Here is a 15,842-nt window from a genome sequence, read left to right as displayed (position 1 = left end):
CGAGCTTGAGGACGGGTGGCTGGTGGAGCTGTCCACGAGCGCACCGCACAGCTGGGCTGCCAGCAAGCTTCGGGACATCCTCAATGCCGCCGCTGTGACCGCTGACGCCTCCGTCTTCATCGCCGGTGGTGAGTGAGAGATCAGCACCCCGGCGGGCATCCGGAAGCCGGATGGCTTCATGGTGCCGACGGAGGTTGCACGCGCGTCCATCGTGGATTGCAGCCCGATCACCATCCCGGGGCGCGACGTGCTGATGGCGGTGGAGGTCATCTCGCCGGGCAGCGGGAGCGAACGCACCGATCGGGTACGGAAGGTCAGGGAGTACGCCGCCCTGGGCATCCCGCAATACTGGCTCGTCGAATACTCGCCCCAGCCGAGGGTGCAGGTCCTGACGCTGGCTGACGGCGTCGACGTCTACCAGGCAGGACCCGTGGTGGCCGCAGGGGCGACGTTCACGGCCGAGGCCTTGGCGGACAAGGCGATCTCGGTGAGGTTTGATCCGGGGACGCTTACGGAGTTCTGAGCTCGGCGGCGGTGCGGAGGCGGGCGAACTCGGCGGCGATCTTGTCGAGGGTCCAGCTGGCGTTGAGGCCGCTCGGGTTGGGGAGCACCCAGAGGTCGGACGGGCCGATCTTTTCGGGTTGGGGGCCTATCTGGGTGCGGGGCTTGCCGAAGGCGGTGCGGTAGGCGGTCACGCCTGCCACGGCCAGGTAGGCGGGTTGGTAGCGCTCGACCAGCTTGAGGAGGCGTTCGCCGCCCTCGCGGAGCTCCTCGTCGGTGAGCTCGTCGGCGCGGGCGGTGGTGCGGGGGGCCAGGTTGGTGATGCCGAGGCCGAAGGCGGGGAGGAGATCCTGCTCGTTCGGGCTCAGCAGGCGGTCCGTGAAGCCTGATTTGTAGAGCGCGGGCCAGAAGCGGTTGCCCGGGCGGGCGAAATGGTGGCCGGTCGCGCCCGAGTAGAGGCCCGGGTTGATCCCGCAGAAGAGGACGCGCAGCGGCTCGTTGTCGGCCGGGAGGACATCGGGGATCACGCGGTCGCGGGCGGCCTCCAGATCGGCCTTCGTGGGGCGCATCAGATCAGAGTATGTGGGGTTTCCTCCACCCTGTGGGGGGTGGAAGCTCCCTGGTGCCGGTGATCACGTGTGCTTAGCGTCGGTGCGTGGGCGGCTCCACATGAGGAGGGCACGCGTGGTCACTCGCAGGACTGTTCTGCGCAGCGGCGGCATCGCCGTCGCATCCGTACCGCTGGCCGGGCAACTGGACGTCACGACCGAGCCGGTCACGATCGGCCCCGGCGATCCCCGTTATCGATCGTTGGTGCTCCGCGGGTACAACCGGCGCTTCGAGGGGAGGCCTGAGGAGATCCGGGTGGCCACGTCCACCGAGGATGTCGTACGGGCCGTCCAGAGCGCGGTGCGCACGGGCCGGCGGCTGGCCGTCCGCGGCGGCGGTCACTGCTTCGAGAACTTCGTCGACGATCCCTCGGTGCGGGTGCTCATCGACCTGTCCGGGATGACGGCTGTCGACTACGACCGGCGGCGCAAGGCGTTCATGGTCGAGGCGGGCGCCACCCTGGGCGAGGTCTACCGCCGGTTGTACGTGGGGTGGGGCGTGACCATCCCCGGGGGCACCCATCCCGATGTCGGGGTGGGCGGGCACATCGCGGGCGGCGGTTACGGGGTGCTGTGCCGGCGGGACGGCCTATCCGTGGACCATCTCTACGCGGTGGAAGTGGTCGTGGTGGACAGGGCGGGGAAGGCACAGAGCGTCGTCGCCACGCGGGAGGCCTCCGATCCCAACCGTGACCTGTGGTGGGCCCACACGGGAGGAGGCGGCGGCAACTTCGGCGTGGTCACGCGCTACTGGTTCCGGTCCCCGGGAGCCCAAGCGGCACTGCCAAGGCCCCCTGGCAGTGTTCTGACCTTCTCTGTGGACTGGCCGTGGGCGAAGCTCGACCAGGAGACCTTCGTGCGGCTGCTGCGCAACTACGGGGAGTGGGGGGAGCGCAACTCGGCTCCGGGCTCGCCGATGGGGGTCCTCTACGGCGAGTTCGGCTTCACCAGCAAACCCAGCGAGAACGTCACCCTGACGGGACAGGTGCTCAAGGACAGCGGCGGAGAGCGGGTGCTGGACGATTTGCTGGGTGCTCTCGCGCGGGGGATGGACGTTCGTCCCCAGCCGCGGACGTCCACCATGACGTGGCTCCACGCGACACGGCACGGCTTCGGCGGCGGCCCCGGGCCGTTCTACCGGATCAAGATCAAGTCCGGGTACCTGCGGCGGCGCTTCACCGACGAGCAAGCCGCCATCGCGTACCGGCACCTGACCCGCTCCGACTTCGACCATCCGCACGGGCACTTCTTCATCAACACCTACGGCGGCCAGGTCAACGCGGTGGCGCCGGGGGCGACCGCCGCGGCGCACCGGGACTCGATCTTCAAGGTCGGTTTTCTGACGGGTTGGGAGGACGCGGCCGAGGACGCCCGGCACCTCGCGTGGATCCGTGAGTTCTACCGGGAGGTCTACGCGGCGAGCGGCGGTGTCCCGGTTGACGGCACGTTCATCAACTATCCCGACGTCGACCTGGCCGACCCACGGTGGAACGACTCGAACGTTCCGTGGCACACGCTCTACTACGGCGACGGCTACGCGCGTCTTCAACGGGTCAAGCGCCGCTGGGACCCGCGCAACGTGTTCCAGCACGCGCTCTCGGTCCGCGCGTGACCGAGCTCAGATCAGGCTACGCACGATCAGGGCTACTGCTGATGTGCCCACCACGATGAGGATTGCGGTCCGCATGCGGCCATCGTCCAGGTAGCGCCGTATTGGGCCGGCCAGGAGAAAGCCCACTAGGACGAACGGGGTCAGGGCTAGGCCGGCTGTTACTTGGCGTAGGGGGAGTTGGTCCACAGCTGCCAGGGTGAGGAGCGACATGAGAGCGCCGATCGTGAAGAAGACGGCGAGCGTGGCGCGGACCCGAGGGCCGCTCTCCTTCTGGTAGAGCAGCGCGATGGGCGGGCCGCCGATCGAGGACGCGGTGCCGGTCGCCCCCGCGATCAAGCCCGCGGTGGCCAGCGTGCCGGGGTTGCGCGGCACGTTCGCCGACCATGCGCTCGCGCCGAGGGCGGCCAGCACCACCGCGCCGACCACCATGCCCAGGGCACGCGTGGGCACGGCCACGACCACCCAGACGCCGACCGGCGTGCCGACCACGCGGCCGCTGAAGGCCCAGCCGAGACCCCGCAGGTCCGCGTGCTTCACCTCCTGGGCCAGCGTCGCCAGGGGCAGCACGGTGGCCGCCACCAGGATCGACCCGGGCATCAGGGACGGGAAGAGCATGGTGACGACCGGCGCGGCCACCAGGCCGACGCCGAGGCCGACGCTGCTCTGGACGATCGCGCCGAGCAGGGCGGCCAGGCCACCGAGGACGAGGAACTCAAGATCTGGCATAACGGTTTGGAACGTTACATCTCCCTATTTCCGGTGGGACTTCCCGCATTCATAGGATGAGTGCCATGCTCACCGCCTGCCTGGCGTTCGCCGCCGTCGCCGCCCTGGTCACGATCACGCCCGGACTGGACACCATGCTGGTGCTGCGCACCACGGTGACCAGCGGCCGCCGGATCGGTTACCTGGCCGCGACCGGCATCGCCGGGGGGTGCTTCGTCTGGGCCATCGCCGGTGCGCTGGGCCTTACTGCATTGCTCGCGGCGTCCGAAGTGGCCTTCAACGTCGTACGCATCGCCGGTGCCTGCTATTTGTTCTGGCTGGGCGTCCAGGCTCTGTGGCAGACGCGCCGCCGCACGGTCGAGGAGGAGCTTCCCGCGGTCTCCGGGGCAGGAGCCCTCCGCACGGGCTTCGTCACGAACCTGCTCAACCCGAAGATCGGCGTGTTCTACATGAGCCTGCTGCCGCAGTTCGTCCCGGACGGCGCCCCGATGTTGTGGACGAGCCTGCTCTTCGCGCTGATCCACGTGGCGGAGGGCCTCGTGTGGTGTGCGCTGCTCGTCTTCGCGGCCAGCGCCGCACGGCGTACGCTGGCCCGCCCCGCGGTCAAGCGCCGCTTCCAGCAGATCACCGGGCTGGCCTTCATCGGCTTCGGCGTCCGGTTGGCCACCGACCACTGAACCGGCGAAAAGGGCCGCCTCCCCGTCTGACGGGGAGGCGGCCCTTCTCAGGTTCTGCTTACTTGCGCAGCAGGTTGCGGAGCACGTACTGCATGATGCCGCCGTTGCGGTAGTAGTCCGCCTCACCCGGGGTGTCGATGCGGACGACGGCCTGGAACTCCTTGCCGTCCGCCTTGACCGTCACCTCGCGGGGGACCTCGCCCTCGTTCAGCTTCTCGACACCGATGACCTCGAAGGTCTCGGTGCCGGTGAGGCCCAGGGACTCGGTGCTCTCCCCGTCCTTGAACTGCAGGGGCAGGACGCCCATGCCGATGAGGTTCGAGCGGTGGATGCGCTCGTACGACTCGGCGATGACGGCGCGGACGCCGAGGAGGGCGGTGCCCTTGGCGGCCCAGTCACGGGACGAGCCGGAGCCGTACTCCTTGCCCGCGATGACCACGAGCGGGGTGCCCTGGGCGGCGTAGTTCTGCGCGGCGTCGTAGATGAACGACTGCGGCGCGCCCTCCTGGGTGAAGTCGCGGGTGTAGCCGCCCTCGACGTCGTCCAGGAGCTGGTTGCGCAGCCGGATGTTGGCGAACGTGCCGCGGATCATGACCTCGTGGTTGCCCCGGCGGGAACCGTAGGAGTTGAAGTCCTTGACCGCGACGCCGTGCTCCTCCAGGTACTGCGCGGCGGGCGTGCCGACCTTGATGGAACCGGCCGGGGAGATGTGGTCGGTCGTGACCGAGTCGCCCAGCTTGGCCAGCACCCGGGCGCCGTGGATGTCGGTGACCGGGGCGGGCTCCATCTCCATGCCGTCGAAGTACGGGGCCTTGCGCACGTACGTGGAGGACGGGTCCCACTCGAAGGTGTTGCCGGTGGGAATGTCGAGGCCGCGCCAGCGCTCGTCGCCCTTGAAGACGTCGGCGTAGTTCTTGGTGAACATCTCCTGGCCGATCGACGACTCGACGATCGCGGCGACGTCGTCGGGGTTGGGCCAGATGTCCTTGAGGTAGACCGGGCCGTCGGTGCCCTCGGCGATCGGGTCGTTGAGGATGTCGATGTCCATCGTGCCCGCGAGCGCGTAGGCGATGACCAGCGGCGGCGAGGCCAGGTAGTTCATCTTCACGTCGGGGCTGATGCGGCCCTCGAAGTTGCGGTTGCCCGACAGGACCGAGGTGACGGCCAGGTCGTTGTCGTTGACCGCCTTGGAGATCTCGGGCTGGAGCGGTCCGGTGTTGCCGATGCAGGTGGTGCAGCCGTAGCCGACCAGGTTGTAGCCGATCTTGTCGAGGTACGGGGTGAGGCCCGCGCGCTCGAGGTAGTCGGTGACGGCCTGGGAGCCGGGGGCGAGGGAGGTCTTCACCCAGGGCTTGCGGGTGAGGCCCTTCTCGACGGCGTTCTTGGCCAGCAGGCCGGCGCCGACCATGACGTACGGGTTGGAGGTGTTGGTGCAGGACGTGATGGCGGCGACGGCGACGTGGCCGTGGTCCAGCTCGAAGCTGCTGCCGTCCTCCATGGTCACCGTGACCGGGTTGTGCGGGCGGCCGCCGTTGCCGGTGACGGTCTCGCGCGGCTTGTCGCCGTTGCCGTCGTGGCTGATGGCCGGGGAGTCCGAGGCCGGGAACGACTCGTCGGACGCCTCGTCGACGGGGCCCTGGATGCTGGAGGCGTAGTTCTTGACGTCGCGGCGCCAGGTCTCCTTGGCGGCCGACAGGGAGATGCGGTCCTGCGGGCGCTTGGGGCCGGCCAGCGACGGGACGACCGTCGTCAGGTCGAGCTCGAGGTACTCGGAGAACTCCGGCTCGACCGACGGGTCGAGCCACATGCCCTGCTCCTTGGCGTACGCCTCGACCAGCGCGATCTGCTCCTCGCTGCGGCCGGTGAGGCGCAGGTAGGACAGGGTCTCCCCGTCGATCGGGAAGATGGCGCAGGTGGAGCCGAACTCGGGGCTCATGTTGCCGATGGTGGCACGGTTGGCCAGCGGCAGCGCGGCCACGCCCTCGCCGTAGAACTCGACGAACTTGCCGACGACGCCGTGCTTGCGCAGCATCTCGGTGATGGTGAGCACCAGGTCGGTGGCGGTGGTGCCGGGGTTGAGCTCGCCGGTCAGCTTGAAGCCGACGACCCGCGGGATGAGCATGGAGATCGGCTGGCCGAGCATGGCCGCCTCGGCCTCGATGCCGCCGACGCCCCAGCCGAGGACGCCGATGCCGTTCTCCATGGTGGTGTGGGAGTCGGTGCCGACGCAGGAGTCGGGGTAGGCGACGCCGTCGCGGTCGAAGACGACGCGGGCGAGGTGCTCGATGTTGACCTGGTGGACGATGCCGGTGCCGGGCGGGACGACCTTGAACTGGTCGAACGCGGTCTGGCCCCAGCGCAGGAACTGGTAGCGCTCCTTGTTGCGCTCGTACTCGACCTGGACGTTGCGCTCGAACGCGTCCGGCGAGCCGAAGTAGTCGACGATGACGGAGTGGTCGATGACCATCTCGGCCGGGGCGAGCGGGTTGATCCTCGCCGGGTCGCCGCCGAGGTCGCGCACCGCCTCGCGCATGGTCGCCAGGTCCACCACGCACGGCACGCCGGTGAAGTCCTGCATGATCACGCGGGCCGGGGTGAACTGGATCTCGTGGCTCGGCTGGGCGTTCGCATCCCAGCCGGCGAGCGTGCGGATGTGGCCGGCGGTGACGTTGGCGCCGTCCTCGGTGCGCAGCAGGTTCTCCAGGAGAACCTTGAGGCTGTACGGGAGACGGGCCGAGCCCTCGACTGCGTCCAGCCGGTAGATCTCGTACGACTTGTCGCCCACCCGCAGCGTGTTACGGCTGCCGAAGCTGTTCGCGGACACGGACTCCTCCTCCGTCAACGCCGCACGTCCGGTCCGAGACGTGAGCGCACGGCGTTCTTCGCTGACTTGTCGATCCTGCTCCCGGCTCAGCCGGCATGGGTGAATCACGCCGGAAAAGGCCCAGGGCGGGGATTCATCCCCACTGAATCCTGCCCTAGTCCGGACCCTGCTCAGGACTCAGGTTCGCCTAACTTCGCCAGGATTTCTCTCGACGTCAAGCTATCGCCGATTTATCTCGATATCAAGTTACTCACACGTAGGCCGATCTTCCCCTCGCGGGCCGGGAACCATCTAGCGCCCTTTACCGTTTCCGATATATCGTTGTCGTATCGCGAGAGATCAAAGAAAGATCTCGGAAGGCTGTGAAGAACATGAGCGCGACGCACCACGGCCCCGACCTCCGCTGGGCCTTCGCCGCGGCCGCCCTGGGCGCCAAGGCCGCGGCCCACGCGAGCCGCCACCACCAGCACGGTTGCGGTCCCCGGTCGAGGCACGGCATGCCCGACTTCGGTTTCCTGTTCGGCGGCGGCCCGGGCCCGTGGGGGCCGCCCGGTGGCGGCGGCCCTTGGGGACGCGGCCCGTGGGGACGCGGCGGCGGGCCTTGGGCCAAGGGCCAGAAGGCGCGCAAGGGGAACGTGCGCGCGGCGATCCTGGCGCTGCTCGCCGAGGAGCCGCGGAACGGCTACCAGATCATCCAAGAGATCAACACCCGCAGCCACGGCGCCTGGAAGCCGAGCCCCGGCGCGGTCTACCCGGCGCTCCAGCAACTGGCCGACGAGGGGCTCATCGTCGGCGAGGAGGGCGAGGGCCGCAAGACGTTCCGTCTCACCGACGAGGGCCGCGCGTACGTCGACGAGCACGCCGACGAGCTGTACGAGCCATGGGCGGAGATGACGCCCGACTTCGGCGAGGGTGTGCCCGACCTCTTCAAGCAGGCCGCGCAGACGGGGGCCGCGGTCATGCAGATCGTGCACTCCGGCTCGCCCGAGCAGGTCGCCCAGGCCAAGACCGTGCTCGCCGACACCCGCCGCAGGCTCTACCGCATCCTCGCCGAGGACGACCTCGACGACACACCACACAGCGACACACCACACAGCGACACACCCGACGCATCCGAGGAGTAGTGGTGACACGTCCCGACGAGATCCGTATCGGCGACGCCGAACGGGACGCGGTGACCTCCGCCCTGCACGACCACTTCGCGGCGGGGCGGCTGGACCAGGCCGAGCTCGACGAACGCCTGGACGCCGCCCTCGCCGCCAAGACCGGGGGCGATCTGCGCGCCATCGTGCGCGACCTACCCGGCCAGAACGGCCTTCCCGAGGCCGTTCTCGCCGGGCACCCTCACCGCGGGCACCCCAACCGCGGCGACCATCCGTACGCCCACTGGCATCCCGCCTTCCAGCACGGCCCGCCCGCCTGGGACCGGCACCACCCGGCCTGGGCGGGCCGCCGCCGGCCCGGTTTCCCGGCGTTCCCGATCCTGCTCGGCGTTTTCCTGATCGTCACGTTCACCGCCGGTCCGGCCACCGCGTTCTTCGCAGTGTTCCAGCTCGCCCTGCTGGTCTGGATCGTCCGGGCGATCATGCTGGCGGCGACCTATCGCCGCGCCCAGCGCAGATGACGCGGACGACGGTCCGGATCCACCGATCACCAGGCGGATTCACCGGCCCCGGGGTCCGCTGACCCGGCCGCGGGACCACGACCCCCGAGCGCGGTCCCGCGGTCGCCACGCAGCACTCATGGACCGTTACCGGAGGTTCGTGAAAACGTCGTAGGTATGCCCTCCGAGCGATTCCTTCATCCGGTCTCGCCGGTGGCCCGGCCGGCTGAGGAGACCCTGCGCGCCACGATCGAGCGGCTCGCCGCCATCGAACGGCCTCCCTGCTCGCCGGGCGAACGCGAGGCGGCGCACCTCATCGCCGACCGCCTCAGCGCGCTGGGCCACTCGGCCCAGGTCCAGGAAGTCCCCGCGTACGGCTCGTACACCTGGCCCGTCGGAGCCCTCGCCGCGCTCTCGACGCTCGCGGGCCTGGCCGGCGGGCGCCTCCGCTGGACCGGCACGCTCGGGGCCACGATCCTGACCGCCGCCCTGGCCGACGAGATCACCTACGGCCGCCAGCTGGCGCGCATCGTGCTGAGCCCGCGCCGTACCGCCTGCAACGTCGTCGCCGACCTGACGCCGCCACGCGCCCAGCGCCAGGCGCCGCACCGGACGCTCGTCATCATGGCGCACCACGACGCCGCGCCCTCGGGCACCGTCTTCGACCAGAGCCTGGCCCGCTGGTACGCGCGACGTTTCCCGCGCGCGGTCGAGCGGATGACCGAGAATCCCCCCATCTGGTGGCCCGTGGTGGCCGGGCCCGCGCTGGTCGCGTTCGGCAGCGCCACCCGTTCCGGCGCCCTCCGCCGCACCGGCACCGTGCTCAGCGCCCTCACCGTCGCCGCGATGGCCGACATCGGCTCGCGCAAGGCCGTGCCCGGCGCCAACGACAACCTGAGCGGTGTCGCCGCGCTGATCGCGCTGGCCGAGTCGCTGGCCCGCCGCCCGATCCCCGGACTGCGAGTGATCCTCTTCTCGGCGGGCGCCGAGGAGGCGCTCCAGGAGGGGGTACGGGGGTTCGCCCACCACTACTTCCCCGATCTCCCCCGCGAGAGCACCTGGTTCCTCAACCTCGACACCGTGGGCTCCGGCAACCTCGTCCTCCTCGACGGCGAGGGCCCGTTGCGCGTCGAGCCGTACGACGCCGCCTTCGGCGACATGATCGCCCGTTGTGCCCTGGAGCAGGACATCGAGGTCCGGCGCGGCGTCCGGTCACGTGGCAGCAGCGACGCGCTGGTCCCGCACCGCCACGGCTATCCCACCGCCTGCCTCGTCTCCGTCGACGACCAGAGGCTCGTCCCGAACTACCACCTGCCCACCGACCTCCCCGAGTACGTCGACTACCGCTGCGTCGCCGACGCGGCCCAGCTGGCCGAGACCGTGGCCCGCGCCCTCGCCACCCACTGAACGCGGGGCCCGCCCACCGGTCAGAGGCCGGCCTCGTGGGCGAGGAGACCGGCCTGGGTGCGGTTGGCGCAGCCCAGCTTGTCGAGAAGGCGGGAGACGTAGCCCTTGACGGTCGCCTCACTGAGATGGAGGCGCCGCGCGATCTGGGCGTTGGACAGGCCCTCGCCCAGACATGCCAGCACCTCGGTCTCGCGTTCGGTGAGATCACCGATCCGTGCGCGATGGCGATCCTGTTCCAGGGAACGGGCGGCGGCGGAGGCGACCAGCCGGCGGGTCGCGGCGGCCGACATGACCGTGTGCCCGTCGGCGGCGACGCGGACGAGTTCGATCAGATCCTCGGGTGGCGTGGACTTCAGCAGGAACCCGGCGGCACCGGCGCGCAGCGCGCGGAGCACGTAGTGGTCGGCGTCGAACGTGGTGAGGGCGACGACGGCGGGGTGGGGGGTCGTCCCCCCTCGGGTGCTGCCGAGGGCGGCGATGCGGCCGATCGCGGTCAGGCCGTCCACGCCGGGCATGCGGAGGTCCATGAGCACGACGTCCGGGCCGTGCCGGAGGACGGACTCGACCGCGGCGGCGCCGTCATAGGCCTCGTCCACGACCTCGATGTCGTCCGCCGCGCTGAGGATGGTCCGCAGGTGCGCGCAGACCATGCGTTCGTCGTCGACCAGCAGGACCCGGATGCTCACGTGACGGCCTCTGGCGCGGGCGTCGGGACGAAGGCGGGGAGAGAAGCGTCCACCCGGAAGCCGCCGTCGGGGGTGGGATCGGCGGTGAACGTGCCGCCGATCAGGTCCACCCGCTGCCCCAGTCCGGTCAGGCCGGTGCCGGAGCCGCTGGCGGCGAGGTCGCCGTCGGCGGGCCGGGACGGCGCCGAGTTGAGGACGGTGAGGCGCACGCCGTCGGCACGGTAACGGATCTTCACACGGACGCGGGCGCCGGGGGCGTGCTTGCGCACGTTGGTGAGGGCCTCCTGCACGATGCGGTACGCGGTGCGCCCGACGACCGGGGAGGCCAGGGGCGGATCGCCCTGCTCGTCCAGGTCCACCGGCACGCCGACCGAGCCCGACTCCGCGATCAGTGTGGACAGGTCCGGCAGGGGTCCGTGCTCCCCGGCCTCGTCGTCCGGGCCCTCGTCGGTGCGGCGGAGGAGGCCGATCACGTCGCGCAGCTCTTCCAGGGCCTTGGCGCCGGTGCCGCGCATCTCCTCGGCCGCCTGGCGTGTCTCGTCGTCGCGGGCGCGGACGCGCAGGGCGCCCGCCTGCAGGACCATCAGCGTCACGCGATGGGCCACGACGTCGTGCATCTCGGCGGCGAGCCGGGCCCGTTCCTCCGCCCGGGCCTGCTCGGCCGCCCGTTCGGCGCGCTCCCGCAGCCCGTCGAGCACCCGGCGGCGGGCCGACACGTACATGCCGAGCAGCGCGCCGCCGATGACCAGGACGGCGCCGCGGAAGGCCATCGCGCTGTCGGAGTCGGTGCTCTGACCGGCGATCGGATGAATGGCCGCGTCGGGGATCACCCTCGGGGTGGCCACGAGGACGAGGGTCAGGGTGGCGATCGGCAATGCCCGGAGCCAGGCCGGCTGGTCCGCCTTGGGAAACGCGGTGACGGCGTACGCGGCGAAGATCGCGCCCGGCGGCCACAGCGAGATCGACTCCACATCGATGTCGCCCTGGGTGTACAGCAGCGTTCCCCGGGCCAGAAGCTCGACGACCAGCACCACGGCCGGGATCGCGATGGTGATCCAGATGACCGTGAGCGGCGCCCGGCGGCGGAAGAACAGGGACAGGCCGGCCAGCAGGAGCACGAGCCCGGTCACGCCGTGATAGGGCCGCAGGATCGACCTGTCGTCCAGCGCCGTCAGGAGGCTGCCCGCCACGGCGAACGCGACCACCAGGGCGTCGGACACCACGGCGCGGACCGGCCGGGCCGGGAGGCTTGGTTGCACAAGCAACACCGTACGCACCGGGACGGCGGCTGCCACCCTACGAAAGTCGCTTCCGGACGCGACGACCGTCGGTGCGGGTCCATCCGTTGCCCGCTGCCGCGCGGCGCGGTGCCCGCGCTCGAATCGACGCATGATGATGTCAAGGCTGGCGCTCCGGAGTTTGATCGCGCACAAGGCACGGCTGGCGCTGACAGCGGTCGCGGTGGTGGCCGGGGTCGCGTTCGTCTCGGGCACGCTGATCTTCGCGGCCACGCTCGGCCGCTCGTTCGACAGCGCCTTCGACGACCTCGGCCGGGGCACGGACACGGTCGTGCGGGCGAAGAAGGCGTTCGGCGACGAACTGGGCGCACGGGACCGGGAACGCCCGCTGGACGCCTCGGTCCTGACGGCGGTGCGCAAGGCGGACGGCGTCGCGAAGGCCCGCGGGGAGGTCAGCGGGTTCGCCGCCGTCGTCGACCGCAACGGCAAGATCGTCGGGCCGGAGCCGCAGGTCGGGATGGACTGGAACGCCGATCCGGACCTGTCCCTCATGCGCCTGGAGTCCGGGACGGCGCCCCGGCGGCCGGACGAGATCGTGATCGATGCCGCCACCGCCCGCGCCGCCCACTACACGGTCGGCGACCGGGTACCTGTGGCGCTCGCGTCCGGCAGCAAGACCTTCACCGTGACCGGCGTCCTCCGGTACGGCGACAGCGAGATCTCCAACGCGCTGACGGCCACGGCGTTCGAGCCGAGGACGGCGCAGCGGCTGCTCATGGAACGGCCCGGCTATACGCGGATCACCGTGCACGCCGCCGACGGCGTCTCCCAGGAGCGGGTGCGCGAGGCGGTCGCCGGGACGTTGCCGAACGGGCTGGAGGCCATCACCGGGCGGCAGGCCATCGACGAGCTGGCCGAGCCGCTCCGGGAGATCCTCACGATGCTGCGGACGCTGCTCATGGTCTTCGCCGCGATCGCGGTGTTCGTCGGCTCGTTCATCATCTTCAACACGTTCTCGATGCTGGTGGCCCAGCGCACCCGGGAGATGGCGCTGCTGCGCGCGGTCGGGGCGGGCCGTTCCCAGGTCACCCGCGTGGTGCTCGGTGAGGCCGCCGGGGTCGGCCTGATCGGCGCGACGGTGGGGCTCCTCGCGGGCGGCGGCCTGGCACTCGGGCTGGCCGAGCTGATGTCGCTTGTCGCTGGTGAGGCACTGCCGTTCGGCACCCCGGTCGTGCCCGCCTCGGCCGTCATCGCCGCCTATTCGGTCGGGCTCCCCGTCACGCTGGCCGCCGCGTACGTCCCGGCACGGCGCGCGGCGAAGATCCCACCCGTGGCCGCCCTCCGCGAGGAGAGCGGGACGCCCGCACGTTCCCTGCGCGTCCGCACACTCACCGGCGGCGCCGCGATCGCGGTGGGCACGGCCGGGATGGCCGCCGGGCTGGTCGCCGGGAATGGCAAGATCGCGCTCTCTCTCGCGGGCGGCGGCGCCATGGCGTTCTTCGTGGGGGTCACGACGCTGAGCCCGATCATCAGCCGCCCGCTGGTCTGGGCCGTCGGCTGGCCGCTGGCGCGCTTCGGCGGCGCTGTCGGCAGGATGTCCCGGCAGAACGCGCTGCGCAACCCCCGGCAGACCGCCGCGACCGCCTCGGCCCTCATGATCGGCCTGGCCCTGATCGGCACGGTCTCGGTCATCACCCAGTCGATGTCCACCACCGTGGACGAACAACTGGAGGCGGGCCTGACCGCCGACTACCGCGTCGTCGGGCGCAGCCAGGTCACCCCGGTCGGGCCCGCGGCGCTCACGGCCGTGGCCACGGCACCGGGCGTACGGACCGCGGTCGCGATCCGGTCGGCCCAGATCAAGCTGGACGGGAAGGTGCAGACGGCGACAGCCGGACGACCGCAGGAGCTGACCGGCCATTTCCGGCTCGTGGTGAACGAGGGGACACCGGCCGTCAAGGGCACCGATCTCCTCGTCAGCCGGACGACCGCAGACGCGAACCGGTGGAAGGTCGGCACCACGGTGCAGGGAGAGTTCCAGGACGGCGCCAAGGCCGCGTTCCGCGTCGCCGGCGTCTACGCCGCCCAGAAGGCGATCTCCCACCCCGCCCCAGAAATGATCATCGACTACGCCGCGTACCGCCCGCACGCCCCCGACGCGACGATCGACCGGATCGACCTCACCCTCGCCCCCGGCGCGGACGCCGCCGCGACCCGGCGCGGCCTGGAATCGGCTCTCGCCCCATGGCCCAACCTCGAAGTGAAGGACCGGGAGACCATCAAGGCCGACGCGGCCGGGGACATCGACCTTTTCCTCCAGCTGATCCTGGCGCTCCTGGTGCTGTCGGTGGTCATCGCCGCCCTCGGCATCGTCAACACGCTCGCGCTGTCGGTCGTCGAGCGGACCCGCGAGATCGGCCTGCTGCGCGCGGTCGGGCTGCAGCGGCGCCAGCTGCGCCGGATGATCCGGTACGAGGCGGTCATCATCTCGATCTTCGGCGCGCTGCTCGGCCTGGCCATCGGGGTCGTCTTCGGCGTCACCGTCCAGAACGCCATGGCCGAGGACGGGGTGACCGAGCTCGCCGTACCCGTCGGGCGGCTCCTGCTCTACGTCCCCGTGGCGGCCGTCATCGGGGTGCTCGCCGCCGTCTGGCCCGCCCGCCGGGCCGCCCGGCTCAACGTCCTCGACGCCGTCAAGGCGGCGTGATCAAGCAGGACAGTGTGATCAAGCAGGACAGTGATCAAGATGCGGGGACGAGTTCGCCGTCGCGGGCGACCACCCGGCCGTTCTTCAGGACGAGGTCACGGACCGGCCGGGTGACGACGGCCGCCGCCGGCGTCTCCGCCTGCACCACGACGAGGTCGGCCGGGGCGCCGGGGACGATCCCGTAGGCGCCCAGGCCGAGCAGCCGGGCACCGCCGTGCGTGGCGGCCTCCAGCGCCAGCTCGATGTCGTCGTCGCGCCGGAACGTGTTGCGGTAGGCCAGGTGCATCGCCCGTTCCAGCATGTCGCCGCTGCCGAACGGGCCCCACAGGTCACGGATGCCGTCATGGCCGCACGCGACGTTCGCCCCGGCGGCGCGCAGCTTCTTCACCGGCGGCACGGGGAAGTCGTAGACGGCACCGGTGACCAGCGAGACGCCCGCCGCCGCGAGCCGTTCGATCAGCCGCTCGCGCGGCGCGGCGTCGATCTGCGGCAGGGCGTAGCCATGGCTGATCGCGACCCGGCCGCCCAGCCCGGCCGCCTCGGTCCGCTCGATGATCAGCTCGAACTCGAACGCGCCGAGCGTGCCGCCGTCGTGCAGATGGATGTCGATCCCGGCGCCGTACCGTTCGGCCAACCCGAAGATCAGATCGAGCTGGCCGACCGGATCGCGGTCGAACCCGGCGGGGTCGATGCCGCCGATCGTCTCGACCCCGCCCTTGAGCGCCTCTTCCAGCAGCTCGGCGGTGCCGGGATTGACGAGCACGCCGTGTTGAGGGAACGCGACCTGCTCGACGGTGACGCGCCCGTCCAGCCGTGCCGCCGCGGCCCGCACCGCCTCGACCCCCCGGAGCCCGACCTCCGGATCGACGTCGGTGTGGGAACGCACGTACGAGGTGCCCGCGGCGACCATCCGTTCCAGCAGCGCGGTGATGCGGTCGACGTCCGGGATGCCGAGCTCTCCACGCCTGTTCCGGTCGTTGGCGATGCGTTCGGCCAGCGGCTCACCGGCCGAGTGCGGCACCCACGGGCCGCCGTAGAGCGTCTTGTCGAGGTGGCAGTGCGCCTCGACCAGCCCCGGCAGGACGAGCCGCCCGGGGATGTCGATGACCGCCGCGTCCGGGGAGTCGTCCGTCCCGGCCCCGACCGCGGCGATGACGCCGTCCCGGATCAGGATGTCCGCGCTCTCCACGTCCAGTCCCGGCTGCCAGACCAGCCCACCGCACAGCAACGTCTCGCCCATGCGTCCCACCTCC

At 71.0% G+C, this 15,842-nt stretch carries 13 protein-coding genes; 7 read left to right on the top strand and 6 right to left on the bottom strand.

Going from position 1 to position 15,842, the window contains the following annotated elements:
- The first annotated feature begins 139 nt into the window (after positions 1-139).
- Entirely contained in the window at positions 140-523 is a 384-nt protein-coding gene (locus F8566_RS12490) for a Uma2 family endonuclease (protein WP_225993137.1), read from the top strand.
- Here the strand turns inward: F8566_RS12490 and mug are convergent.
- Complete coding sequence (mug, locus tag F8566_RS12485) at positions 510-1,070, bottom strand: G/U mismatch-specific DNA glycosylase (protein WP_151560351.1); 561 nt, start codon at positions 1,068-1,070, stop codon at positions 510-512. The genes F8566_RS12490 and mug overlap by 14 nt on opposite strands.
- Before the next feature lie 115 nt (positions 1,071-1,185).
- On the opposite strand from mug, the gene F8566_RS12480 reads away from it, so the two are divergent.
- Positions 1,186-2,721, top strand: coding sequence for an FAD-binding oxidoreductase (locus F8566_RS12480; RefSeq protein ID WP_225993104.1), 1,536 nt, complete (start codon positions 1,186-1,188; stop codon positions 2,719-2,721).
- Between the two features lie 6 nt (positions 2,722-2,727).
- On the opposite strand, the gene F8566_RS12475 is transcribed toward F8566_RS12480, so the two are convergent.
- The gene (locus F8566_RS12475) at positions 2,728-3,447 is read right to left on the bottom strand and encodes a sulfite exporter TauE/SafE family protein (protein WP_151560349.1); all 720 of its coding nucleotides are present in this window, start codon (positions 3,445-3,447) and stop codon (positions 2,728-2,730) included.
- Between the two features lie 65 nt (positions 3,448-3,512).
- Between F8566_RS12475 and F8566_RS12470 the strand changes: the two genes are divergently transcribed.
- Positions 3,513-4,124: a LysE family translocator gene (locus F8566_RS12470; RefSeq protein ID WP_151560348.1), complete on the top strand. Its 612-nt coding sequence runs from the start codon at positions 3,513-3,515 to the stop codon at positions 4,122-4,124.
- 58 nt (positions 4,125-4,182) lie between these two features.
- Here the strand turns inward: F8566_RS12470 and acnA are convergent, their stop codons facing one another.
- Complete coding sequence (acnA, locus tag F8566_RS12465) at positions 4,183-6,948, bottom strand: aconitate hydratase AcnA (protein WP_151560347.1); 2,766 nt, start codon at positions 6,946-6,948, stop codon at positions 4,183-4,185.
- Between the two features lie 371 nt (positions 6,949-7,319).
- Here acnA and F8566_RS12460 point away from each other — a divergent pair, with 371 nt between their 5' ends.
- The 3 genes from F8566_RS12460 to F8566_RS12450 all read left to right on the top strand — a co-directional run bounded on the left by F8566_RS12460 (position 7,320) and on the right by F8566_RS12450 (position 9,958).
- Positions 7,320-8,072: a PadR family transcriptional regulator gene (locus F8566_RS12460; RefSeq protein ID WP_151560346.1), complete on the top strand. Its 753-nt coding sequence runs from the start codon at positions 7,320-7,322 to the stop codon at positions 8,070-8,072.
- Between the two features lie 2 nt (positions 8,073-8,074).
- Positions 8,075-8,572, top strand: coding sequence for a DUF1707 SHOCT-like domain-containing protein (locus F8566_RS52240; RefSeq protein WP_192809646.1), 498 nt, complete (start codon positions 8,075-8,077; stop codon positions 8,570-8,572).
- Between the two features lie 156 nt (positions 8,573-8,728).
- On the top strand, positions 8,729-9,958 hold the full coding sequence (locus F8566_RS12450; RefSeq protein WP_151560344.1) for a M28 family metallopeptidase: 1,230 nt from the start codon (positions 8,729-8,731) through the stop codon (positions 9,956-9,958).
- Positions 9,959-9,978: 20 nt separating this feature from the next.
- Here F8566_RS12450 and F8566_RS12445 read toward each other — a convergent pair whose 3' ends face one another.
- Positions 9,979-10,644 (bottom strand): response regulator, encoded by a 666-nt coding sequence (locus F8566_RS12445; protein ID WP_225993103.1) that lies wholly within the window; start codon positions 10,642-10,644, stop codon positions 9,979-9,981.
- Complete coding sequence (locus F8566_RS12440; RefSeq protein WP_225993102.1) at positions 10,641-11,903, bottom strand: sensor histidine kinase; 1,263 nt, start codon at positions 11,901-11,903, stop codon at positions 10,641-10,643. Before F8566_RS12440 ends, F8566_RS12445 begins: the two co-directional genes overlap by 4 nt.
- 130 nt (positions 11,904-12,033) lie before the next feature.
- Here F8566_RS12440 and F8566_RS12435 point away from each other — a divergent pair, with 130 nt between their 5' ends.
- On the top strand, positions 12,034-14,589 hold the full coding sequence (locus F8566_RS12435; RefSeq protein WP_151560343.1) for an ABC transporter permease: 2,556 nt from the start codon (positions 12,034-12,036) through the stop codon (positions 14,587-14,589).
- A 34-nt stretch (positions 14,590-14,623) separates the two neighbouring features.
- On the opposite strand, the gene F8566_RS12430 is transcribed toward F8566_RS12435, so the two are convergent.
- Positions 14,624-15,829, bottom strand: a complete 1,206-nt coding sequence (locus tag F8566_RS12430; RefSeq protein WP_151560342.1) for an amidohydrolase family protein — start codon at positions 15,827-15,829, stop codon at positions 14,624-14,626.
- Positions 15,830-15,842: the final 13 nt, after the last annotated feature.

The sequence above is a fragment of the Actinomadura rudentiformis genome (genome assembly GCF_008923185.1).
GTDB classification, from domain to species: Bacteria; Actinomycetota; Actinomycetes; order Streptosporangiales; family Streptosporangiaceae; genus Spirillospora; species Spirillospora rudentiformis.
This window is presented reverse-complemented; position numbering and strand designations above follow the sequence as displayed.

What these genes read in the sequence shown, in the direction of transcription:
- mug (WP_151560351.1), bottom strand. Translation starts at nt 1,070, where the DNA reads ATGCGCCCCACGAAGGCCGATCTGGAGGCCGCCCGCGACCGCGTGATC.
- F8566_RS12475 (WP_151560349.1), bottom strand. Translation starts at nt 3,447, where the DNA reads ATGCCAGATCTTGAGTTCCTCGTCCTCGGTGGCCTGGCCGCCCTGCTC.
- F8566_RS12470 (WP_151560348.1), top strand. Translation starts at nt 3,513, where the DNA reads ATGCTCACCGCCTGCCTGGCGTTCGCCGCCGTCGCCGCCCTGGTCACG.
- F8566_RS12460 (WP_151560346.1), top strand. Translation starts at nt 7,320, where the DNA reads ATGAGCGCGACGCACCACGGCCCCGACCTCCGCTGGGCCTTCGCCGCG.
- F8566_RS12450 (WP_151560344.1), top strand. Translation starts at nt 8,729, where the DNA reads ATGCCCTCCGAGCGATTCCTTCATCCGGTCTCGCCGGTGGCCCGGCCG.
- F8566_RS12435 (WP_151560343.1), top strand. Translation starts at nt 12,034, where the DNA reads ATGATGATGTCAAGGCTGGCGCTCCGGAGTTTGATCGCGCACAAGGCA.
- F8566_RS12430 (WP_151560342.1), bottom strand. Translation starts at nt 15,829, where the DNA reads ATGGGCGAGACGTTGCTGTGCGGTGGGCTGGTCTGGCAGCCGGGACTG.